Source organism: Cellulosimicrobium sp. BMG9.23, from assembly GCF_059159985.1.
The window spans coordinates 442733-463703 of record NZ_JBZGBZ010000003.1 but is presented as its reverse complement, the minus strand read 5'-3'; the positions used below and the strand labels follow the sequence as shown (position 1 = coordinate 463703).

The window sequence follows — 20971 nt, the reverse complement described above, 5'->3', positions numbered from 1 at the left end:
GCTCAGCGGAGCAGCGCGACGGACCGCTCTCCGACGGACAGGAGGCGTCCGTCGATGCTGAGATACGACCATGCGTCGGGCAAGCCTCGCTCGGTCCACAGCACCCGGCCGTCGGCGAGGTCGACCGCGACGAGCGAGGCTGCCCCCGCCGAAGTGCTCATGACGAGCAGCGCGGTGTGGCCGTCGGTGAACGCCTGCATCACCGAGCCGGACGCGAACCCCGACCCGCCGAGCGCCGACAGCTCGACGCTCCACCGGGTGCGACCCGTCGCGGGGTCGAGGACCGTGAGCGCGCCGCGCACCGACACGAGGACGGCGTCGGTCGTCGCGACGAGGACCTGCTCGGGGATGCCCGCCGTGTCCGGCTCCCACAGCTCGGCGCCCGACGCGTCGAACGCGGCGATCGTCAGACCGGTCTTCACGAACCGCAGCTCCGACCGGCCGTCGGTCGCCAGCGGCGGGACGAGCAGGCCCGGCGCCTCCCAGGCGACCGACCCGTCGGCGTCGAGCAGCGCCGACCGCAGAGGATCTCCCGACCCGTCGTACAGGCCCGAGCCGCCGTACATCACCGAGCCCCCGGACGGGTCGCGCAGGTAGCCGTCGCCGTGCGCGAAGGTGACGTCGCCGACGACGGCCGGGTCGTCGGTGCGCACGCCGTCGGCGGTGAACGACGCCGTGACGCCGCAGCCCTGCACGTGCACCGCGCGGTCGGTGCCGAAGCCCCAGGCCTGGTCGAGGTCGACGGTCGCCATCTCGTCGCCGCCGCCCTCCGAGGCACCCCACTGGGCGCACTCGTACGACCCCTCGTCGCGCATCCTGGCGGGCACGACCGTGCTCCACCGGAGGTCGCCGCTCGTCACGTCCTGGAGCGCGAGCGCGACGTCGGGCGGGTCGCCGGAGATCTCGACGAACCCGGTGGACTCGTCGACCGGCACCTTCTCGCCCTGCTGCGCGGCCTCCGGACCGACCCGGCCGACCCAGAGCAGCGTGCCGTCCGGGCCCGCGGACGGGCGGAGCCAGCGGACCTCGCCGCCGGAACCCTCGCCGTCGACCGGCTCGGAGGGCGGACCGAGCTCCCGGTCGGCGGTGATCGTGCCGTCGGCGGCGAGCACCGCGACCGGCACCGGGTCCCAGTCCTGGGCCGGGCGCGCCACGGAGACCGAGACGTCGACGGACGGCACGCACGTCGACGACTCCTCGACGTTCGCGGAGAGCGCGGAGTACCACTGGGCGAGCGTGCCGCACGACGTCGGTCCGTCGAACGTCGTCCGCCAGGCCTCGTCGCCCGTGTCGAGGTCGTACCCGACGACGTCGTTCCCGTCGTTCACGGTGAGCGCACCCGGCATGACACCGAGCGGCTGGCCCAAGAGCTCGATGTCGAGCTCCCACGCGACGCGCGGCGCGTCGCCGATCGGCGCGAGGCCGCCGGGCGCCTCGCGGAGGCGCGCCGTCTGCATGCGCTCCGTGACCGCGTCGACCGCCGTCATCGCGCCGAGCACGAGCACGACGGCCGCCGCAGTGGTCACGACCGCACGGCGGCGTCGGGGTGATCTGGGCTCCGGCCGCGCGGCATCACCGTCCGGTCCGTGTCCGCGTGGTCCGTCGCCTCCCGGGCCGTCACCGTCCGGGCTGTCGTCGCCGAGACCGTCGAGGACCGTGCCAGCGTCGACGCCGTCGTTCGCCGGGACGCCGCGGCCGGTGGCACCCGCCCAGTGGACGCTGCCCGCCGACCCGACGGTGACGGGCGACGGACCGTCGAGGTCGGGCTCGTCGTCGAACCCGTCGTCGACGAGCTCGAACGTGTGGCGGTCGGCAGCGGCCGCGCGGCGTCGCAGGGGCACGAGACGATCGTAGGCGCGCTCGGGGTGGCCCGGGGACGTCACGCGACGCCCAGGTACGCCTCCTTGATGCTCGAGTCGGCGAGGAGCTCCTTGCCGCCACCGGTGCGCACGACCTCACCCGTCTCGAGGACGTACGCGCGGTCGGACCGCGAGAGCGCCTGCTGCGCGTTCTGCTCGACGAGGAGCACGGTCGTGCCCTGGGCGTTGATCTCCGAGACGATCCGGAAGATCTGCTGGATGATCATCGGCGCGAGGCCCATCGACGGCTCGTCGAGGAGCAGGAGGCGCGGGCGAGCCATGAGCGCGCGCCCGATGGCGAGCATCTGCTGCTCACCGCCGGACATGGTTCCGCCCACCTGGTCCTTGCGCTCCGCGAGGCGCGGGAACAGCTCGAACACCCGGTCGACGGTCTCGTCGTGCTCCGCCTTGGACGCGAACGTCCGTGCGTACGCGCCCATCTCCAGGTTCTCGATGACCGTCATGCCCGGGAAGATGCCCCGGCCCTCCGGCGCCTGCACGATGCCCTCGAGCACGCGCAGGTGCGCCTTCATGCGCGTGATGTCCTTGCCGTCGAAGAGGATCCGCCCGCGCGCGAGCGGACGGATGCCCGAGATCGCGCGCATCGTCGTCGTCTTCCCGGCGCCGTTCGCGCCGATGAGCGTGACGAGCTCGCCCTCCTCCACCGTGATGGAGATCCCCCGGACCGCCTCGATCCGCCCGTAGGCGACGGTCACGTCCTGCAGCTCAAGCAGAGGCATCGCCGCTGCCCCCTTCGTCCGTGGTGGCGGCGTCCCCGACCAGCTCCTCGTCCGGGACCCCCAGGTAGGCGGCGATGACCTTCGGGTCGTTCGTCACCTCGTCCGGGGTCCCGTCCGCGATGACCCGGCCGAACTCGAGCACGACGATCCGGTCCGTGACACCGCGCACGAGGCGCATGTCGTGCTCGATGAGCAGCACCGTGTACCCGTCGTCGCGGATGTGGCGGATGAGGTCCATGAGGGCCTCCTTCTCCGCCGGGTTGAAGCCGGCCGCCGGCTCGTCGAGGCACAGCAGCTTGGGTTCCGTCGCGAGCGCGCGGGCGATCTCCAGACGGCGCTGGTCGCCGTAGGAGAGGTTGCGCGCCTTCTCCGTCGCCCGGCCGCCCACCCCGACGAACTCGAGCAGCGCCATGCCGCGGTCGATCGCGTCGCGCTCCTCGCGGCGGTGCCGCGGGAGCCGGAACAGCGCGCCCGGCACGGACGTGCGGTGCCGCGCGTCCGTGCCGACCACGACGTTCTCCAGCGCCGTCATCTCGTTGAACAGCCGGATGTTCTGGAACGTCCGGGCGATGCCGCGCTGAGTGATCTGGTACCGCTTGAGCGCGCCGAGGGGCGCGCCGTCGAACACGACCTGCCCCTTGGTGGGCCGGTACACGCCGGTCATCGCGTTGAACGCGGTGGTCTTGCCCGCGCCGTTCGGGCCGATGAGGCCGAGGATCTCGCCGCGCCGGATGTCGAACGTGACGTCGTCGAGCGCGACGAGACCGCCGAACTGGACGGTCACGTTCTCCATCTGCAGGAGCGGCTCGCCGACCTTCGCCTGGACGGCCCGGTCCGGCGCGACCATCGCGTCGACCAGCTCGGGGTCCGCCAGCTCGGGGCGCACGGCCTCGACGCCGACGACGACCGGCTCCTCCAGGACCGCGCCCGGCATGTAGGTGTCGGGACGGGTGGAGTCGGCACGGCCGGACGCGGCGAGGTGCTCGTCGCCGTGCTCGCCGCCGGCCCCGATGCCGCCCGGGTCATGGGTGCTCATCGGGTCTCCTCCCCGCTCGTGGTTCCGGTGCCGCTCGCCGTGCCGCTCACCCTGCCACCGGTGCCACCGGTGCCACCGGTGCCCGACGCGGTCGCGGGTACCGGGGCACCCGGGCGTGCTGCGCCGTCGGACCCGTTCCCGGCGTCCGCGCGGGCGAGCCGCCGGGCCGCGACGTAGAGCTCACGCCCGTAGGCGAGGAGCTTCTGCCGGACCGGGATGAGCCCCTGCGGTCGGAAGATCATGAGCACGACCAGGGCGAGCCCGAAGAACAGGTACCGGTAGCTCGCGATCTCGTTGCCGTCGATCGGGATGCCGAAGAGCTCGGTCCGGCCGAGGAAGAAGTTCGGCAGGTACACGATGATGAACGCACCGAGGATGACGCCGAGCTTGTTGCCCTGGCCGCCGAGCACGACGGCGCACAGGAAGAGCACGGAGTTGATGACGTTGAAGTTCGTCGGGATGACGAACTGCACCTGGCCCGCGTAGAGCGCACCCGCGACGCCGCCGATCGACGCGCCGATGATGAACGCCCACAGCTTGAAGCGGAACGTGGGGACACCCATGATCTCCGCGGCGTCCTCGTCCTCGCGGATCGCGACCCAGGCGCGGCCGACGCGCGACCGCTCGAGGTTCCCGACGAACAGCAGCGAGATGACGATGAAGACGAGGCTCACCCAGTACCACCACACGCCCGAGTTGAGCGTGCCGCTCGCGTTGCCCGCGGAGAAGACGCCGTTGGGCAGGTCCTCCGTGACGCCGAGCCGCGGGTAGGCCACGCCGCGCAGGCCCTGGCCGCCACCTGTCAGCTCGTCGAGGTTGTCGGCGAGGAGACGCACGATCTCGCCGAACCCGAGCGTGACGATCGCGAGGTAGTCGCCGCGCAGCCGGAGCGTCGGCGACCCGAGGATCAGTCCGGAGATCGCCGTGATCGCGACGGCGATCGGGAGCGCGGCGAGCCATGCCCACTCGGTCGCGAGCCACTCGTCCGTCTGGTTCCACGGGCTGTCCGGGCTCGTGAGGATGGCGACCGTGTACGCGCCGATCGCGTAGAAGCCGACGTACCCGAGGTCGAGCAGGCCGGCCTGCCCCACGACGACGTTCAGGCCGATCGCGATGAGCGCGATCATGCCGAACTGCGCCATGACGCCGCCGAAGTTGGTGCCCACGGTCGTGAGCACGGGGATCTCGAGGATCGGCACGAGGGCGATGAAGAGGAGGAACGGGACGCCGACCAACCACTGGGTCGGCCGCGCGAGCGCGTCCCACCAGAGCCGGAGGCGGTCGCCGACCCCGCCGTGCGGCCGGTCCTTCGTCGCGGTGCGCCCGGCGGGCGGCAGCTGCACCGGCGCGCCGCCGGCCGGCTGGGGTGCTGGTGTCGACGTGCTCATGCGCGGGCCCTCCCCAACGACTCGCCGAGGATGCCCGTGGGGCGGAACATCAGGACGACGATCAGCAGCACGAAGGCCACGACGTCGCGCCACTCCGTGCCGAACACGACCTGGCCGTAGTTCTCCATGACGCCGAGGATCAGACCGCCGAGCAGCGCGCCGCGCAGGTTGCCGATGCCGCCCAGGACCGCGGCGCAGAACGCCTTGATGCCGAGGATGAACCCGCCGGAGTAGATGATCCCGTTCGGGACGCGCAGCGTGTACAGCAGCGCCGCGGCACCGGCGAGGATGCCGCCGATGAGGAACGTCAGCATGATGACGCGCTCGCGCGAGACGCCCATGAGGGTTGCGGTGACCGGGTCCTGCGCGACGGCGCGGATCCCGCGCCCGAACTTCGTCCGGTTGATGAACATGTCCGTCGCGAGAGCGAGCACGAGCGCCGACAGGATGATCACGATCGTGATGTTCGTGACGGACGCGCCGCCGATCGTGAACTGCACCTCCGGCTGCACGAGGCGGATCGGCTGCTCGGCGTTGACGCCGCCGAGCGTTCCCCCCGTGAGCTTCGGCAGCACGAAGTGCACGAACTCCTGGAGGATGAACGACATGCCGATCGCCGTGATGAGGAAGACGAGCGAGGGCGCACCGCGCTTGCGCAGCGGTCGGTAGGCCACCCGTTCGAGGCCCACGGCCGTGCCGCCGGCGACGAGCATGCCGCCGAGCATCGCTATCCCGAGATAGAGCACGGTGAGCGCGATGCCCTTGTCGTACGCGTCGCCGCTCGGGTAGAAGCCGAGGAGCAGGAGGGTCGCGTACTGCCCGAACATCCCGAGCATGAAGACCTCGGAGTGGGCGAAGTTGATGAGCCGCAGCACGCCGTAGACGAGCGTGTAGCCGACGGCGACGAGCGCGTAGATCGCGCCATAGGTGAGGCCCTCGATGGTGAGGCCCCAGAAGTTGCGGCCGAGGGCGGCGAGGTCGAAGTCGATGAGCGACTGGTGGACGAGTGGACCGGCGGTCGCGCTGGCGAGCAGCGCGTCGGCAAGAGCGGGCATGACGCTCCCTGAGTTCTGGCTCGGATCGTACGAGGTCGTGGTCCACGACGGGGCGCCCCGCCCCCTGGGCCCCGCGGGTGGCGGGGTGCGGGGCGAGGCGCCCGTCGTCGTCGGACTACTGGACCTCGTAGATCCAGATCAGGGCGGACGCGAGCTCGCCCTTGTCGTCCCACTCGTAGGTGCGGGCGAGGCCGTCACCGGAGTAGTCGGCGACGTAGTCGATCATCGCGGCGCGGTCGGCGACACCCGAGGCGATGCCCGTCAGCATGATCGTGGCGAGGTCGTAGCCCTCGACCGAGTAGACGCCCGGCGCCTGTCCGGCCGACTCCTCGTACGTGGCCGCGAACTCCTCGGGGGCGGGACCGCACGGGCACGAGAGGATCGCGCCCTCGGACGCGGCGCCCGCCTGCTCGACGAACTGCGGGTCGTTCGTGCCGTCCGCCGAGACGAACGGGATGTCGACGCCGCCGTCGCGCAGGCCCTGCACGAACGGTGCCGCCTCCGCGTAGTAGCCCGCGTAGAAGATCGCGTCCGCGTCGGCGCCCGCGATGATCTGGACGGACGCCGAGAAGTCCTTGTCACCGGCCTTGACCTCGGTCGCGCAGTCCGGGTTCGCCGCGTCGCCGAGCCCGGTCGTGATCTGCTCGGCGAGGCCGATGCCGTAGTCGGAGTTGTCCGAGACGACGCAGACGCTCGCGAACTCCATCGTGTTGACGAGGTACTTCGCGACCGACGGGCCCTGGACGGCGTCGTTCGCGAGGCCGCGGAAGAAGTTCGTCCAGTTGTTGGCCGTGAGGTCGGGGTTCGTGGCCGACGCCGTGAGCGAGAGCAGGCCCGCCTGGTTGAAGACGTCGCCCGTCGCCGCCGTCTCGCCCGAGAAGGCCGGGCCGAGGAGGCCGATGACGCTCTCGTCGCCGACGATCTGCGGAGCGACCTGCGTCGCCTTCTGCGGGTCGCCCTCGGTGTCGAACTGCTTGATCTCGACCTGGCAGCCCGGGTTCGCCTCGTTGAAGGCGTCGACGGCCACCTGCGCGCCGTAGAGGATGTTGAGGCCGAGCGCGGCGTTCGGTCCCGTGAGAGCACCGGCCATCGCGATCGAGGTGCCCTCGGCGCACTCGGCGCTGCCGTCGCCGGCCGGGTCGACCGCGTCGCCACCTTCCTCGGCCTCGACCTCCGCGCCGTCGATGTCGACCTGCACGGAGGGGACGATGCTGAGCTCCCCGGAGTCCGCGTCGCTGGTCTCCGTCGAGGTGCCGGTCGTCTCGTCGTCGCCGCCCTGGGACTGGGGTCCGCAGGCGGTCAGGACGAGGGTCGCGGCGAGAAGAAGAGCCGCACCCCCGCTCGCCCGTCGTGCTGTGCGATGCATGCCAACCTCCGTGGTCCAGATCCCCGCCGAGGTGGCCTGAGCCGCAGTCCTCCGCGGTCGATCGCTGAGTTCAACACTGAATAGCGTGCTGAATAGTGACACAGGTCACCGACAGCCGAAACCCACCGACGGACGTGCCGTCCGGAGGTCCCTGCGGTGCGGCAGGGACCTCCAGCCCGGCAAATCCGCGGGAGGGGGCGCTCTCCGCGTACCTGGGTGCGGCGAACCTAGGCGCGTCGGGTTTCGCGGACCGGCTCCAGTTGTTACCGACTCGTAACGCACGGGTCTCGCTTCGGCCCGGTGCTGGTACTTCTGTACCGATCCACCTCGCTGCGTCGGCCGGCGGTCGCCCGTACGGTGGAGCGATGGGCCTCGCGTCGACGCTGCTGCACACCCGGTGGTTCGTCCGCGCCCCGATCGCCCTCTTCCGGAGCGGGCTCGGCTTCCTGACCGGCGGGCGGCTCGTCCTGCTCGTGCACCGCGGTCGCACGAGCGGCGAGGCGCGCTCCGTGGTGCTCGAGGTGGCGGGACGACCGGCACCCGACCGGATCGTCGTCGCCGCCGGTCTCGGCCCGCGCTCGCAGTGGTATCGCAACGTGGTCGCCGAGCCGCGCGTCCTCGTGCGGACCGGCGCGCGCCCGGCCGGGCACGCCCTGGCGCGGACCCTCCCGCCTGACGACGGCGCCCGCCTCCTCGACGACTACGCGGCCCGCTCGGGTCGGGCCTGGTCGGTGCTCAAACCCGTGCTGCAAGAGTGGGCCGAGCCGCTCGCGAGGTCCCGGGGAGAGGCCGACTGGAGGCGTGTCGTGCCGGTCGTCGAGCTCCGGCTGCTGCCTCGGACATGAGTCGACGCGCGGCTCGGGGACTCTCTCACGAGACCTGTCCGGATCCATAGCCAGGAACGGACGAAGGCTGTACGGTTGTGCGCGAGATTGCAGTGCCTCGCTTGTCCTCGCGCTGAGGTGACACCCTCGGGTGGAGCCCCGGCGGACCTTGTTACCCCAAGAGTTGACGACGAACACCTGTGATGTACGCCCCCGCGACCGTGGGGGGTGAAGGTTGACACTCTTGAAGGAGTAACCATGGCTACCGGAACCGTGAAGTGGTTCAACAGCGAGAAGGGCTACGGCTTCATCGCCCCCGAGGACGGCTCGGCCGACGTGTTCGCGCACTACTCCGCGATCCAGTCGCAGGGCTTCCGCACGCTGGAGGAGAACCAGCGTGTCGAGTTCGACGTCACGCAGGGCCCCAAGGGCCCGCAGGCGGAGAACATCCGCGCGGTCTGATCTCGCCGCGGCCGTCAGGTCGCGTGATCTGATCTGACGAGTGCCCCTCGACCTCCGGGTCGGGGGGCACTCGTGCGTCCGGTGCCGGGCCGTCGTGCCGAACCCCGGGTTACGCGTCTCGAACCGGTCTGAAGGACCGACAACCCCGGGTTCGGCAAGCTTCAGCGCCGAACCCCGGGTTAGGCGTCTCAGACCGGTCTGAACGGGCGACAGCCCGGGGTTCGGCGAGCGGCGGAACCCGTCGCGGCCCAGACTCGTTCCCCGAGTGGTGGGTGGACGCCCGCCGACCCACGACCCCGGAGGCCGACCATGGGATTCCTCGACCGACTTCTCGGCCGCGAGCCACGAGACGCGCAGGGCGACCCCTCCGCTCAGGGCGGCTACGGCTCCCCCGCTCAGCAGCCGAACCGGTACCCCACGCAGTATCCGCCGGGCGGACCCGCGTACGGCACGTCGGACGCCGCGCCGGCTGGGCCCGCTGCGCCGCGCACCCCGGACCAGGTCGCAATCGACCGGTACCGGTACATGCTCCGCACCGCGCCGCCGGACGCCGTCGAGCAGGCGCACGCCGAGGCGTTCGCGCGCCTCACGCCCCAGCAGCGGAGCCAGGTCCTCGCCGAGCTCGGCGCGGTCGTGCCGCCCGCGGAGCGCGCCCTCACCGACACGCCCCAGGACCTCGCCCGCATGGCGACCCGCGCGGAGATGCGCCAGCCGGGCACGCTGGAGCGCTCGTTCGCCGGCCGGACCGGCGGAGCGCCGGGGTTCGGGTCGATGGTCGGCTCGAGCCTGCTCGGGACCGTCGCGGGCGTCGTCATCGGGTCGGCCGTCGCGAACGCGATCTTCGGGCCCGCGTTCGGTGACCCGACGCAGCCCGTCGCAGAGGACGCCGCGGCGTCGGGTGGCGAGGACCCGGGCGCGGGCGAGGGCGGTGACGCCGGAGCCGGTGATGCCGGGGCTGGTGACCCGGGCGCCGTCGAGGCGTCGGGGGCCGACACCGGTGCGGACTCGGGCGGTGACGGCGGCTTCGGGGACTTCGGCGGCGGGTTCGACGACTTCGGCGGCGGCTTCGGCGAGTTCTGACTCCCGGCGCGGGCGACAGCACGGACGCCCGGGGAACGTCAGCCTTGGTTGCCCGGTGCGGCGGTGTCGCGGTCGCCGTCGAACGAAGCCGCGACGTGAGCCGAGGGCGCACCGTCGAGCGAGGTGGCGCCGTCAGCCGCGGGCGCGCCGACGACCGAGGTCGCGCCCAGTCCCAGGAACGCCCCGAGCTCCTCGAGCCCTCGTGGCGAGCTCGGCACGTGGTCCGTGAGCGCGGGCGACCGGACGACGACCGCCGCCCACTGCGCCCGTGACACGGCGACGTTGATCCGGTGCCGCGAAAGAAGGAAGCCCAGGCCGCGCGAGGCGTCCCGCGCGGACGACGCGGCGAGGGTCACGACGACGACCACCGCTTCCCTGCCCTGGAAGCGGTCGACGGTCCCGACCTGGACGTCCGGGTACCCGGCGGCGGCGAGCGCCGACCTGACGGCCCAGACCTGGGCGTTGTAGGCCGCGACGACGAGCACGTCCGCCTGCCCGAGCGGTCGGACCACCTCGTTCCCGTCGACCGTCGTGGTCCACGACCGCCCGACGATGCGCTCGACCTGGCGGACGACCTCGGCGGCCTCCTCGCGGGACTGGACACGGTTGCCCGCGTGCTCGACGAGCACCTGCTCGACCCCGGGCGGCACACCGTCGAGCAGGCGGCGCGCGGCGACGGGCTGCGCGCCCAGCCGCTCCTCGTAGGAGAGGGTCGAGACCGCCGCCGCGAGCCTCGGGTGCAGGCGCCACGTGCCGGCCAGGAAGTACCCGAGCTCGTCGGGCAGGACGCGGTGACCGTCGGCGAGCCAGCCGAGCGCAGACCGGTCGACGGGCTCGGGGTGCGTACCCTGGCTCACCTGGGGCAGCTGCTGGGGGTCGCCGAGCAGCAGGAGGTTCCGCGCGGCGCGGGCGACGGCGACCGTCGCGGCGAGCGAGAACTGCCCCGCCTCGTCGACGACGAGGAGGTCGAGCGTGCCCTCGGGCAGCCGCTCGGCGGAGAAGTCCCACGCGGTGCCTCCGACGACGCGCGTGCCCGGCGCGGCCGCGAACGTCGCGAGCGCGCCGCCGTCGAGCTCCGCGCACACGGCGGTGGGCGACGGCCCGTCACCCGAGAGCTTCTTCGCGACGACCCCTGCCGGCACGCCGGCCTTCTCGACGACGGCGCGCAGCATGTTCTCGACGACGGCATGCGACTGCGCGACGACCCCCACGCGCCACCCACGCTCCACGAGGCGGGCGATCACGTGCGAACCGACGTACGTCTTGCCCGTCCCCGGCGGGCCCTGCACCGCGACGTACGAGCGGTCGAGCCGCTCGACCGCGGCCGTGACGGCGCCGACGACGTCGTCGCCGACGGGCCGCGGCAACGCACCTGACCCGACGAGCCGCGGAGGCCGGCGCAGCAGGACGTCCGACGCCGCGTCGAGCGGCTGCGCGCCGGTCGCACGCCAGGTCTCGAGCGCGCGACGCGCCGCCACGGTGACGGCCGCCTCGAGCGGCCCGGTCTGCGGACCGGGAGACGGCGTGAGCGCGATCGGGAACTGGGAGAAGGGGTCGGCCTTGCGCCGCAGCCGCTCGCGGACCTCGAGGACGTCCCGCTCCCCCGCGGGCGTCGTGCGGCGACCGGCTCCGAGGATGCCGGCGCCGCTCGCCCAGCCGCGCACGCCGTCGGCCGAGGTCTGCGTGCCCGGGGGCAGCGGCGCGTCGTACAGCAGGTAGGGCGAGACCCCGACCCGCAGGTCGGTCCCCTCGGGCAGCCGCCCGACGAGCTCGAGCCGCCGCGACATGGTCTGACGCCCCGGCTCGACCTCCCACCCGCTCACGACCTCCGCCTGCTCGACGAGGAACGCGTTGCGCCGACCGGGCCACTCCTCGACGGGGAGCGCGAGGCGCGCGAAGTGCTCCTGCCAGAACGGCTTGGCCTCCCGCCGGTGATACCCGACGGCAGCCCCGTACATCGCGAGCGCCTGCATCCCGGCATCACGGCCCGCCCGGTCCTCCCCGACGACCCCGCGGATCTCCGCCTCGAGCGCGAGCGCCACCTCCTTCGCCCCAGGCTCGCCAGCAGAGGCGACGCCGCCACCGGGCCCACCACCCGCCGTCGTCGTCACTCCTACCGCCCCACCGACCGAGGCGACGTCCGGCCCGGACCCACCACCCGCCGTCGTCGAACCCACCGCACCACCGACCGGGGCGACGTCCACAGCGGGGTCGGAGGGGGCGCGCGCCGTCGTGGACGGGTCTGGCGGGAGCGCCGCGAGGGACGAGTGGCGCGGATGGTAGACGGCGCGCGCCTCCTCCGACCCCGCACCCGACCCGACCACAGCCTCAGAACCGGAGCCGGATCCGGATCCGGAGCGACCGACGGCAGACCTCAACCACTCCAGCAGCCGCAACGTCGACACGCAGTCGTAGCGGTTGTAGTCCTCGATCCCGCGGAGCAGCTCGTCGGCCTCGTCGTGCCGCCCGGCGTCGCGCAGCCCGGTGTACTCGGCGTACGCGACGATCGACGCCGCGGCGTCCTTGACGTCACCACTGCGGAGCTCGTCGCCCATGTACAGCGGCTCGAGCCTCTTGAGGGACCGGGACGGGTCGGAGATGCGCAGGGACGGCCGCACGACGGCGTAGAGGTCGACGAGCACGCCGCCGCGGAGCAGGTCGTCGACCTCCTCCTCGTAGACGCCGTGCCGCGCGGCGATGGACAACAGGTGGGACTTCTCGTAGTCGGCGTAGTGGTAGACGTGCAGGTCGAGGTGCTCGCGGCGCCGCGCGTTCACGTGGTCGACGAAGGCGACGAGCGCGTCGCGCTCGGACGCGAGGTCGTGCGCCCATAGCGCGTGGGACGGTGGGACGCCGCCCGGCTCGTCGGGCCTCTCGACCCAGCCGAAGAGGTAGTCGAGGCCCCAGCTCGCGCCGTCGGCGTCGACCCACAGCGGGTCTCCCTCGAAGTCGAAGAAGAGGTCGCCGGGGCTGGGCGCGGGGAGCGCGTGCACCGGCGACGGGTCGTCGATGCGCCACGAGAGCTCGTGCGGGCCGGAGGCGTCCGCCCAGACGACGGTCCCGTCCGCAGCGCCCGTGCCGAGCTGGAGGGCTGCCTGGTCGCGGACGCGCGCGAACGACGACGCGGCCATCCCGGCCGGGGGCTCGGTCGCGGCGGCGAGCTGCTCGGCGGTTCGGATGCCGGCCGCGTTGAGGAGCGTGCGCTGCCGCTCGTACACGCCGCCGACGAGCAGGACGTCGCGCCGCGCCTCGACCTGCTCGCGGCACGCGTCGCAGCGCCCGCAGGAGCGGACGTCGGCGTCGTCCCAGGGGGCGCGCCCGTCGCGCGCGAGGTGCGTCTCGGTGAGCCGCAGCAGCCGGTCCCGGCGCTCGCGGAACACAGGCAGGAGGTCGGCGAGCCGGTGGGTGCTGCGGGAGCGCGTGCCGAGGACGAGCACGACCTCGGGCGCCACGGGGACGTCCGCCGTGAGGAGCTGGTCGGCGTACGCGGCGAGCTGCAGGAGGGCGGGCACCTTGGCGCGGCGCGCGAGCTTGGCGTCCATGACGGTGTACCGCGGGGGTCCCCCGGCGCGCCGTGCGGAGCCGCCCGCGTCGTCGGGCTCGGGGACCCGCACGAGGAAGTCGGCCCGGCCGTGGAACGTGCCGTCGAAGAACGCCGCCTGGTGCACGACGTCGGCGCCGCCCTCGATCGCCGCGAGCGTGCGGACGTGCGCCGCGACGAGCTCGTCCCAGGAGCCGTGCCGCGGCGGCTCGATCCGCAGCACCCCGCGACCGGTCGCGGGGTCGTACCGGCCGTGGCGCGCCTCGAGGTCGGCGAGGACCGCGTCCTCGTGCCGTCGCCCGAGGGTCGCGGCGCGGTCGAGCATGACGTCCTGGGCGGGCTCACGCCGGGGCGCGCGACCGAGCTGCTCGTCGAGGCGGCTCAGGAGCCGGTACTCGCACCCGGCGGCCACGACCAGGTCGCTCGCGGAGTGCACGACGGCCGTCGTCACCCCCGTCGCGGGCGCTCCGCCCGGCACCGTGCCGCTCGCGGGCTCGTCGACCAGGAACACGCGCACCTCCGCGCTCGGACGGCACCGGGGCTGGTGAGCGGCCGGCGAGCCGGTGTCCCGGCTGCTGCCCGTTCTACCAGCGGCCACCCACGCCGGCGGCTGCGTCGAGCACGTCGTCGATACCGATCCGTCCGGAGCCCGCGGCGTCGACGCCGGCCCGTCCCGTGGCCGCACCGGCGCCGGCGCCCACGTGCGCCGGCACCGCGTACACGACCACCGCCACGTCGTCGCGCGCGGCGTCCCCGACGAGCTGGGCGAGCAGCGCGTCGGCGACCTCGGTGGCGGGACGGTCGCGGACCGTTCGCGCCGCCACGTCCGCGAGCCTCGCGAGCCCGTCACGCAGGCTCTCGCCACGGCGCTCGACGAGCCCGTCGGTGTAGAGGACGAGGACGTCGGAACCCTCCAGCCGGGTGGTGGTCTCGGCGCGGCCCGCAGACGTGACCAGGGTGAGCGGGGCACCGCGAGCCCCGGCGAGCCAGTGCGCCGCGCCGTCGCGCACGACGAGTCCCGGGGGGTGCCCCGCCGACGACCAGGTGAGGGTGCCCGCGGCCTCGTCGACGACGCCGCACAGCACCGTCGCGAACTCGGAGCCGGGCAGCTCGGCGGCGAACCGGTCGAGCGCGGCGAGCGTCGCGGCAGGTCCCTGGTCGTCGAGGAGCAGCGCGCGCCCAGCGCTGCGGAGCTGGCCCATGAGGGCGGCGGAGTGCAGACCGTGCCCGACGCAGTCGCCCACGAGCAGTCCCCAGCGCCCTCCTCCGAGCGGGACGACGTCGTACCAGTCGCCACCGACCGCGTACCGGTCGTCGGCGGGCTGGTAGCGCGTCGTCCAGCGGGAGGTGGTGAGCTGCGGCGGCAGCATCGCGAGCTGGAAGGCCTCGCTCGCCACCCGCGCCTCGCGCACCTCGCGCTCGTGCCCCACCCGCTCCCGCACCACCGCGGCCAACGTCGCGGCGACGAGCCGCAGGAAGTCCAGCGCTGCGGCGTCGACGGGGCGGGTCTGGACCGCCTCCAGCAGGACGACCCCCAGCGGCACAGCGGTCCCCGGCCCGTGCAGGGGTGCGACGAGCGTCGCCCCGAGCGTGCGCGCGACGCCGTCACCCAGCACGTCGAGGGCGGTCGCGCGCAACCGATGCGTGTGCGTGGGTGCCGCGTCGGGCGACGGCGCCCGGTAGGCGGCGGGCCGTTCCTGCGTCGCCGCGAGGACGACGACGTCCTCCCCGCTCCGCGCCCACACCTCGGCCCCGACGACGTCGGCGCTCGTGGCGACCTCGTCGACGAAGGCCCGGGCCAGCTCGTCGACCCGGTGCGTGCGGTCCTGCAGCGCGAGCGACAGCCGGCTGAGCAGCAGCATCCGGCGGCGGTCGACCACGCGGTCCGTGGTCTCCGTGGCGATGTCGAGCACGCCGCGCACGACACCGTCGTCGTCCTCGAGCGGGCTGTAGGAGAAGGTGAAGTAGGTCTCCTCGAGGTAGCCGGAGCGCTCCATGAACAGCTGGGCGTCGACCGTCCAGGTCGGACGACCCGTCGTCAGCACCTCGGCGAACAGCGGGCCGATGTCGTCCCAGATCTCGCCCCAGATCTCGCGGGCGGGAGCCCCCATCGCCGCGGGGTGCTTCTCGCTCCCGAGCATCTCGCGGTAGCCGTCGTTGTAGATCATGATCAGGTCGGGTCCCCACGTGATCAGCACAGGGAAGCGGGTGCTGAAGCACAGCACGAACGCGGCGCGGAGCCCGTGGGGCCACGTCGAGGGCCGCCCGAGCGGCGTGGCCGACCAGTCGACCTGGGCGGCGAGGGCGCCCGTGCTCGTGTCCGCGGTCGCGCGCGCGAACCAGTCGGGTCTCATCGCGCAAGATTAAGCGGTTGACGGGCCCTGGACGGCATCCGGCGGGACGCAGCGGCGGAACGGGCGATTCGTCCCGCCGAGGCCCCCTGCAGCATAGTGTTCCCGTCGATCGCGCCGACCGGCGCCCGTCGAAGGAGGTCCCATGGTCGTGCGGTTCACGCCGCCCCCCGGTTGGTCGGTCCCGCCAGGCTTCACGCCGACGACCGACTGGCACCCGGACCCGTCGTGGCCCCCGGCGCCGCCCGGGTGGGTGTTCTGGGTGGACGAGATCCCCGCGCCTCCCGTCCCGGAGCCGGTGCGGGCGGAGGTCCAGCCGAGCCGCCGGTCGCTGCGCGAGCGCTCGTCCGGCCCCGTGCCCGTCGTCACCGACGACGCGGCGCACCCGGTCGTGGGCTCCACCATGGTCCTGCCGAGCCTCGCGGGTCTCGCCGCCGTGTCGGCACCCTCGGCAGCGCCGGCACCCTCGGCAGCGCCTGCACGGTCCAGCGCCCCGCGGCCGGCGCCGCAGCCGGCCACGACGCCGCAGCCCGGCCCGACGCCGCGGCCCGGGGTCGTCCCGGTCGGTCCGACGCCCGGTGCGTCCACCCGCGGAGCGGCCGGTCCGCTCGGGCCGTTGTCGCTCCCGGCGGCCGACGACGACCACCACGCCCCGGACCGCGGGCGTCGCTGGCTCGTGCCGAGCGCGTTCGGGCTCGCAGGCCTCGCGCTGGGCCTGCTCGTCGGGATCGGCCTCACGCTGTCGGCGCAGGGCGCCGCACAGGAGGCGACGGCCGAGGCGGAGCGCGTCCAGGCGGAGGTGGCGGCCGAGCGGGAGCAGCTCGAGACGGAGCGCGCGGACCTGGAGGCGCAGCGCGCGGAGGTCGACGCCGCCCAGGCGGGGCTCGCCGAGCGCGAGGCCGAGGTGGCGAAGGCCGAGGAGGACGCCGCCGCCCGCCAGAAGGAGCTCGACGACGCGACGGCAGAGCGCGAACGGCGCGAGCGGGAGAACCAGGACCAGAACGGCGACCAGAACCAGAACGGCAACCAGAACGGGAACCAGGATGGGAACCAGGACGGCAACCAGGACCAGGGCACCGGGGACGGCGAGGACTCCGGCTGGTCCTGGGGAGACCTCGGCGGCTGGGGCTGAACCTACTTCTCGGGGTGGGGGTGCTCCGCGAGGAACGCGTACCGGCTGAGGATGAGCGGCCAGTCGGTGAACCGCGCGCGGACGCCCTCGGTCCCCTGCGCCCAGCCGCCGTGCTCGACCCGCACCGCCGTGCCGTGCCGCGTCGCGCGCAGGTCCACGCGCACGAGCGACTCCCGGCCCGACGGCTGGGCGAGCGTGAAGGTGTGGGCGAGGTGCGCCGTCGGCTCCCAGAGCGTGACGCGCCCCCACTCGTGCTCGACCGCGCCGTACGACGCGACGAGCCGGCCGCCGACGGACGGCTCCACGGCGACGCCCGAGAAGGTTGCGGCGTGCGCCGTGTACTGCGGCGGCCACCACTCGCCCATGCGGCGCGCGTACGTGTCGAACGCGGTGTCGACGGGGCACGCGAGGCGCAGCTCGTGGACGATCGGGGCGAGGCTCATCGGACCTCCCGTGGATCCCGGACGCGGAGACGGGCCTATCGAACCGCGGGACGGCACGGTCCGCCACCGGACGTCAGCAGCGGGACGGCGTCTTCCACCACAGGACGACGGCGCACCCCGTGCCGTGTGCGCACGACGTCGTCACCGACACGTCACGGCTTCCGGTCGCGCTCTTCACGCGCTTCGCCGAGAGTTGTCGGGTGCGCCGTTCCACCACCTCCACAGCTGACAGCGAGACCCCGATCTTCGACGCCCTCGTCGTCGAGCACGAGAACCAGCTCCCGCTCCTCCACCTCGGCCGGGCGCTGAGCGGCGAGATGGTGACGGTCGCCCGTCCGGTCGGGCTCGAACCCCGGATCGTCCCGTCGCAGGACGTCCCCGTCCTCCCCCGCCGCCGCGCCTCCTGACGCGAGATCGACCCGAGCGTCGCGACGTCGACCCTCTGAGGGTCGATCTCGGTGCGCTCGGGTCGATCTCGGCGGGCCCGCTCAGAGCACGTGCGCGAGGAACCCCTTCGTGCGCTCGTGCTGCGGGTCTCCCAGCACCTGGTCCGGGGTGCCCTGCTCGACGATGGCGCCCTCGTCCATGAAGACGACCGTGTCGGCCACCTCGCGCGCGAACCCGATCTCGTGCGTGACGACCATCATCGTCATGCCGGACTTCGCGAGGTCGCGCATGACGGCGAGCACCTCGCCCACCAGCTCGGGGTCGAGCGCGGACGTCGGCTCGTCGAACAGCATGAGGTCGGGATCCATCGCGAGCGCCCGCGCGATCGCGACGCGCTGCTGCTGACCGCCCGACAGCTGCGCCGGGTAGTGGTCGGCGCGGTCGGAGAGCCCGACGCGCTCGAGCAGCTCGTTCGCGCGGGCCCGCGCCTCCGCCCTGCTGAGCCCACGCACCTGGACGGGCGCCTCCATGACGTTCTCGAGCGCCGTCATGTGCGGGAACAGGTTGAAGCGCTGGAACACCATGCCGATGCGGGCGCGCTGACGTGCGACGACCCGCGGGTGCAGGCGGTGCAGCACCGTCCGGCCGTTCTTCGTCACCTCGCGGTACCCCATGAGCTCGCCCGCGACCCGGATGCGCCCGCCCGTGATCTCCTCGAGCTCGTTGACGCAGCGCAGGAGCGTGGACTTGCCGGAGCCCGACGGCCCGAGCACGACGCACACCGACCCGCGCGGCACCTCGAGGTCCACGCCCCGCAGCACGTGCAGGTCGCCGAACATCTTGTGCAGGCCCTCGACCTGCACCATGGGCACCTCGTCCTGCCGGGTCGGCGCAGGACCCGCCGCCGTGCCCGACGTCGCACCGGTCGTCCCGCTCACGGGGTCACCTCCAGGAAGGGGTCGTCCTTGATCGTGCGGGAGGCCGCGATGAGCTCCTGCTTGCTGGGCTTCCCCCGGCGACGTCGTCCGCCGCCGCCGCCGCCGCGCCGTCGGGCACCGGCCTGGTCGCCGAAGCCGCGGCCGTAGTACCGCTCGATGTAGTACTGGCCGACCATGAGGATGCTCGTGATGAGCAGGTACCAGAACGCCGCGACCATGAGGAGCGGGATCGGCAGGAACGTACGGTTGCCGATCGCGTTCGTCGCGTACGTGAGGTCGAGCGTGAAGGGCACGGCGAGCACGAGGGACGTCGTCTTGAGCATGGAGATCGTCTCGTTGCCCGTGGGCGGCACGATGACGCGCATCGCCTGCGGCAGCACGACGCGCGTGAGGATCTTGCGGTCCTTCATGCCGAGCGCGCGCGCCGCCTCGCTCTGCCCGGGGTCCACCGACCCGAGGCCTGCGCGCACGATCTCCGCGAGGTACGCCGCCTCGTTGAGCGCGAGCCCGAGCAGTGCGGCCCAGAACGCGGTGATGACGTCCTGCGTGCGGAACTCGAAGAACTCTGGCCCGAACGGGATGCCGAGGCTCAGCCGCGGGTAGAGCACCGCGAGCAGGCCCCAGAACACGAGCTGCGTGTAGATCGGGGTCCCGCGGAAGAACCAGATGTACGCCCAGCTCACGGAGCGCATCACCGGGTTGTCGGAGCGCCGCATCACCGCGAGGCCGACGGCGAGCACGATGGCGATGACCATCGACCCGAACGTCAGGACGAGCGTCCACCCCACGCCGCGGATGACGTTGACGTCACGCAGGTACAGCCACACGACGTCCCAGCGGAACTTCTCGTTGGTCACGAGGCCGTGCACCGCCATCGCGGCGAGGACGAGCAGCACGACGGCGGAGATCCAGCGGCCGGGTCGCGGCACCGGTCGGGCGTGGATCCGGTCGGGGACCGGGTCGGTCGAGGAGTCGGCCGGCGCGTCGGGCGCCGTGTCGGTGGAAGGGTCCGACGACGCGTCGTCGGCGCGGGCGTTCGGTCCGGGCAGGGCCATGGGTCCACCTCGGGGTTCGGGCTCGGGTCACCGAGCGGCCGCGGCGGGTGCGTCCTCGCGCCCGCCGACGACCAGTGTGCCGGTCGCGGGTCCCGATCCGTCGTCGGGCGCCCGCGACCGGCGGGTCAGGGCTGGTTCAGGTGCTGGTTGAGGAGTCGGTCCAGAACCGGTCCGTGCAGGTCAGCCGACCGACGGGTTGATCTCGGCGGTGTCGAGCGCGGCGTCGCCGGAGCCCCAGCCGTCGAGGACCTCGACGAGGGTCCCGTCGTCCATGAGCGTCTGGAGCGCGGCCTGGATCGCCGCGGCGAGGTCGGTGGCGTCCTTCGCGACGACGATGCCCTGCGGCGCGGCGTCGAACACGTCACCGAGCTGCTCGATCTGGCCGCCGGTCTGCTCGACGGCGTAGCCGATGACCGGGGAGTCGGCGTACATGACCTGCGCCTTGCCGCCGACGAGGTTCGTCGTCGCGTCGGCCTGCGACTCGTACTGGAGGATGTCGATGGCGTCCTCGCCGGCGGCCTCGCACTCCTCGCTCTGGACGGCGATGTCCTCGTCCTGGATCGTGCCCGTCTGGACCGCGACCGTGACGCCGCACAGGCTCTCCGGGTCGATGTCGTCCGGGTTGCCCGAGGCCACCGCGTACGCCGAGCCGGCGTTGAGGAAGGAGATCATGTTCGCCTCCTGCATGCGCTCCTCCGTGATCGTGAAGGAGGAGATGCCGGCGTCGTACTTCGTGCCGAGCGCCGGGATGATCGCCGGGAAGTCGGCCGACTGGATCTCGACCTCGAGGCCGAGCGTCGCGCCGACAGCCTTGATCGTGTCGATGTCGAAGCCGACGGGGGTCTGCCCGTCCTCGCCGATGAACTCGGCCGGTGCGTACTCGGTGTTGGAGCCGACGGTGAGCACGCCCGCGGACGCGATGTCCTCGGGGAGCAGCGCGGCCGCCGCGTCGTCGACCTCGATGGTCGACGGGTCGAACGACGGTGCGGCGCTGGACTCGGTGTCGGTGCCCGCGGTGCTGCCGTCGGTCCCGGTCTGGGACGCGTCGGTGCACGCGGTGAGAAGGAGGGCGGTCGTCGCGGTCAGCGCGACGAGACCGGTGAGGGACAGCTTGCGCGGGGTCGAACGCGGGGTCGTACGCATGGGATCTCCGATCGGGGTGGGCCGGGCAGGGGCAGCGTATGCACCGATCGTCTCCGTCGTGTTACGTCAGCACCCGGGTGGCGGGGGGACGTACGGGGAACAGAGGACCCGGCGGTGCGCAGCACCAGGGGACGAGTGTGCGGGAGACAGCCCCCGCACGCCAAACCGGGA

Annotated in this window: 17 protein-coding genes; 5 read left to right on the top strand and 12 right to left on the bottom strand. The window is 73.2% G+C overall.

Going from position 1 to position 20971, the window contains the following annotated elements; genetic code table 11:
* Positions 1 to 2 precede the first annotated feature (2 nt).
* The 6 genes from AC4H2G_RS06485 to AC4H2G_RS06460 form a co-directional block, all read right to left on the bottom strand.
* Positions 3 to 1841 carry an outer membrane protein assembly factor BamB family protein gene (locus AC4H2G_RS06485; protein ID WP_494364934.1) on the bottom strand — a complete coding sequence of 613 codons (1839 nt, stop codon included), beginning with the start codon at positions 1839 to 1841 and terminating at the stop codon, positions 3 to 5.
* Between the two features lie 38 nt (positions 1842 to 1879).
* Entirely contained in the window at positions 1880 to 2599 is a 720-nt protein-coding gene (locus AC4H2G_RS06480) for an ABC transporter ATP-binding protein (RefSeq protein ID WP_494364933.1), read from the bottom strand.
* Complete coding sequence (locus tag AC4H2G_RS06475) at positions 2586 to 3635, bottom strand: ABC transporter ATP-binding protein (RefSeq protein WP_494364932.1); 1050 nt, start codon at positions 3633 to 3635, stop codon at positions 2586 to 2588. Before AC4H2G_RS06475 ends, AC4H2G_RS06480 begins: the two co-directional genes overlap by 14 nt.
* Positions 3632 to 5023, bottom strand: coding sequence for a branched-chain amino acid ABC transporter permease (locus AC4H2G_RS06470; protein WP_494364931.1), 1392 nt, complete (start codon positions 5021 to 5023; stop codon positions 3632 to 3634). Before AC4H2G_RS06470 ends, AC4H2G_RS06475 begins: the two co-directional genes overlap by 4 nt.
* Positions 5020 to 6078, bottom strand: coding sequence for a branched-chain amino acid ABC transporter permease (locus tag AC4H2G_RS06465; RefSeq protein WP_494364930.1), 1059 nt, complete (start codon positions 6076 to 6078; stop codon positions 5020 to 5022). The genes AC4H2G_RS06470 and AC4H2G_RS06465 overlap by 4 nt, the downstream gene beginning before the upstream one ends.
* A gap of 115 nt (positions 6079 to 6193) precedes the next feature.
* Complete coding sequence (locus AC4H2G_RS06460) at positions 6194 to 7444, bottom strand: branched-chain amino acid ABC transporter substrate-binding protein (protein ID WP_494364929.1); 1251 nt, start codon at positions 7442 to 7444, stop codon at positions 6194 to 6196.
* A 365-nt stretch (positions 7445 to 7809) separates the two neighbouring features.
* On the opposite strand from AC4H2G_RS06460, the gene AC4H2G_RS06455 reads away from it, so the two are divergent.
* The 3 genes from AC4H2G_RS06455 (at position 7810) to AC4H2G_RS06445 (ending at position 9810) form a co-directional block, all read left to right on the top strand.
* Complete coding sequence (locus tag AC4H2G_RS06455; RefSeq protein WP_494364928.1) at positions 7810 to 8289, top strand: nitroreductase family deazaflavin-dependent oxidoreductase; 480 nt, start codon at positions 7810 to 7812, stop codon at positions 8287 to 8289.
* A 237-nt stretch (positions 8290 to 8526) separates the two neighbouring features.
* On the top strand, positions 8527 to 8730 hold the full coding sequence (gene cspE, locus AC4H2G_RS06450; RefSeq protein WP_378191688.1) for a transcription antiterminator/RNA stability regulator CspE: 204 nt from the start codon (positions 8527 to 8529) through the stop codon (positions 8728 to 8730).
* A gap of 309 nt (positions 8731 to 9039) precedes the next feature.
* Positions 9040 to 9810, top strand: coding sequence for a hypothetical protein (locus AC4H2G_RS06445; protein WP_494364927.1), 771 nt, complete (start codon positions 9040 to 9042; stop codon positions 9808 to 9810).
* 38 nt (positions 9811 to 9848) lie between these two features.
* Here the strand turns inward: AC4H2G_RS06445 and AC4H2G_RS06440 are convergent, their stop codons facing one another.
* Positions 9849 to 13862, bottom strand: coding sequence for a TM0106 family RecB-like putative nuclease (locus AC4H2G_RS06440; RefSeq protein ID WP_494364926.1), 4014 nt, complete (start codon positions 13860 to 13862; stop codon positions 9849 to 9851).
* A gap of 73 nt (positions 13863 to 13935) precedes the next feature.
* Positions 13936 to 15705 (bottom strand): SpoIIE family protein phosphatase, encoded by a 1770-nt coding sequence (locus AC4H2G_RS06435; protein WP_494364925.1) that lies wholly within the window; start codon positions 15703 to 15705, stop codon positions 13936 to 13938.
* A 142-nt stretch (positions 15706 to 15847) separates the two neighbouring features.
* On the opposite strand from AC4H2G_RS06435, the gene AC4H2G_RS06430 reads away from it, so the two are divergent.
* Positions 15848 to 16834 carry a DUF1090 domain-containing protein gene (locus AC4H2G_RS06430; protein WP_494364924.1) on the top strand — a complete coding sequence of 329 codons (987 nt, stop codon included), beginning with the start codon at positions 15848 to 15850 and terminating at the stop codon, positions 16832 to 16834.
* A 2-nt stretch (positions 16835 to 16836) separates the two neighbouring features.
* Here AC4H2G_RS06430 and AC4H2G_RS06425 read toward each other — a convergent pair whose 3' ends face one another.
* Positions 16837 to 17277 (bottom strand): SRPBCC family protein, encoded by a 441-nt coding sequence (locus tag AC4H2G_RS06425; RefSeq protein WP_494364923.1) that lies wholly within the window; start codon positions 17275 to 17277, stop codon positions 16837 to 16839.
* Positions 17278 to 17477: 200 nt separating this feature from the next.
* Between AC4H2G_RS06425 and AC4H2G_RS06420 the strand changes: the two genes are divergently transcribed.
* Positions 17478 to 17684, top strand: coding sequence for a hypothetical protein (locus AC4H2G_RS06420; RefSeq protein ID WP_494364922.1), 207 nt, complete (start codon positions 17478 to 17480; stop codon positions 17682 to 17684).
* An 81-nt stretch (positions 17685 to 17765) separates the two neighbouring features.
* Here the strand turns inward: AC4H2G_RS06420 and AC4H2G_RS06415 are convergent, their stop codons facing one another.
* From AC4H2G_RS06415 to AC4H2G_RS06405, 3 genes are all read right to left on the bottom strand, one after another.
* Entirely contained in the window at positions 17766 to 18530 is a 765-nt protein-coding gene (locus AC4H2G_RS06415; RefSeq protein WP_494364972.1) for an amino acid ABC transporter ATP-binding protein, read from the bottom strand.
* A gap of 68 nt (positions 18531 to 18598) precedes the next feature.
* Entirely contained in the window at positions 18599 to 19657 is a 1059-nt protein-coding gene (locus AC4H2G_RS06410) for an amino acid ABC transporter permease (RefSeq protein WP_494364921.1), read from the bottom strand.
* 180 nt (positions 19658 to 19837) lie between these two features.
* On the bottom strand, positions 19838 to 20800 hold the full coding sequence (locus AC4H2G_RS06405) for an ABC transporter substrate-binding protein (RefSeq protein WP_494364920.1): 963 nt from the start codon (positions 20798 to 20800) through the stop codon (positions 19838 to 19840).
* Positions 20801 to 20971 lie beyond the last annotated feature (171 nt).

Bases quoted from the DNA above. Each gene is read 5' to 3' on its own strand.
- AC4H2G_RS06480 (WP_494364933.1), bottom strand. From the start codon at position 2,599: ATGCCTCTGCTTGAGCTGCAGGACGTGACCGTCGCCTACGGGCGGATC.
- AC4H2G_RS06475 (WP_494364932.1), bottom strand. From the start codon at position 3,635: ATGAGCACCCATGACCCGGGCGGCATCGGGGCCGGCGGCGAGCACGGC.
- AC4H2G_RS06470 (WP_494364931.1), bottom strand. From the start codon at position 5,023: ATGAGCACGTCGACACCAGCACCCCAGCCGGCCGGCGGCGCGCCGGTG.
- AC4H2G_RS06465 (WP_494364930.1), bottom strand. From the start codon at position 6,078: ATGCCCGCTCTTGCCGACGCGCTGCTCGCCAGCGCGACCGCCGGTCCA.
- AC4H2G_RS06460 (WP_494364929.1), bottom strand. From the start codon at position 7,444: ATGCATCGCACAGCACGACGGGCGAGCGGGGGTGCGGCTCTTCTTCTC.
- AC4H2G_RS06455 (WP_494364928.1), top strand. From the start codon at position 7,810: ATGGGCCTCGCGTCGACGCTGCTGCACACCCGGTGGTTCGTCCGCGCC.
- cspE (WP_378191688.1), top strand. From the start codon at position 8,527: ATGGCTACCGGAACCGTGAAGTGGTTCAACAGCGAGAAGGGCTACGGC.
- AC4H2G_RS06445 (WP_494364927.1), top strand. From the start codon at position 9,040: ATGGGATTCCTCGACCGACTTCTCGGCCGCGAGCCACGAGACGCGCAG.
- AC4H2G_RS06435 (WP_494364925.1), bottom strand. From the start codon at position 15,705: ATGAGACCCGACTGGTTCGCGCGCGCGACCGCGGACACGAGCACGGGC.
- AC4H2G_RS06430 (WP_494364924.1), top strand. From the start codon at position 15,848: ATGGTCGTGCGGTTCACGCCGCCCCCCGGTTGGTCGGTCCCGCCAGGC.
- AC4H2G_RS06425 (WP_494364923.1), bottom strand. From the start codon at position 17,277: ATGAGCCTCGCCCCGATCGTCCACGAGCTGCGCCTCGCGTGCCCCGTC.
- AC4H2G_RS06415 (WP_494364972.1), bottom strand. From the start codon at position 18,530: ATGGTGCAGGTCGAGGGCCTGCACAAGATGTTCGGCGACCTGCACGTG.
- AC4H2G_RS06410 (WP_494364921.1), bottom strand. From the start codon at position 19,657: ATGGCCCTGCCCGGACCGAACGCCCGCGCCGACGACGCGTCGTCGGAC.
- AC4H2G_RS06405 (WP_494364920.1), bottom strand. From the start codon at position 20,800: ATGCGTACGACCCCGCGTTCGACCCCGCGCAAGCTGTCCCTCACCGGT.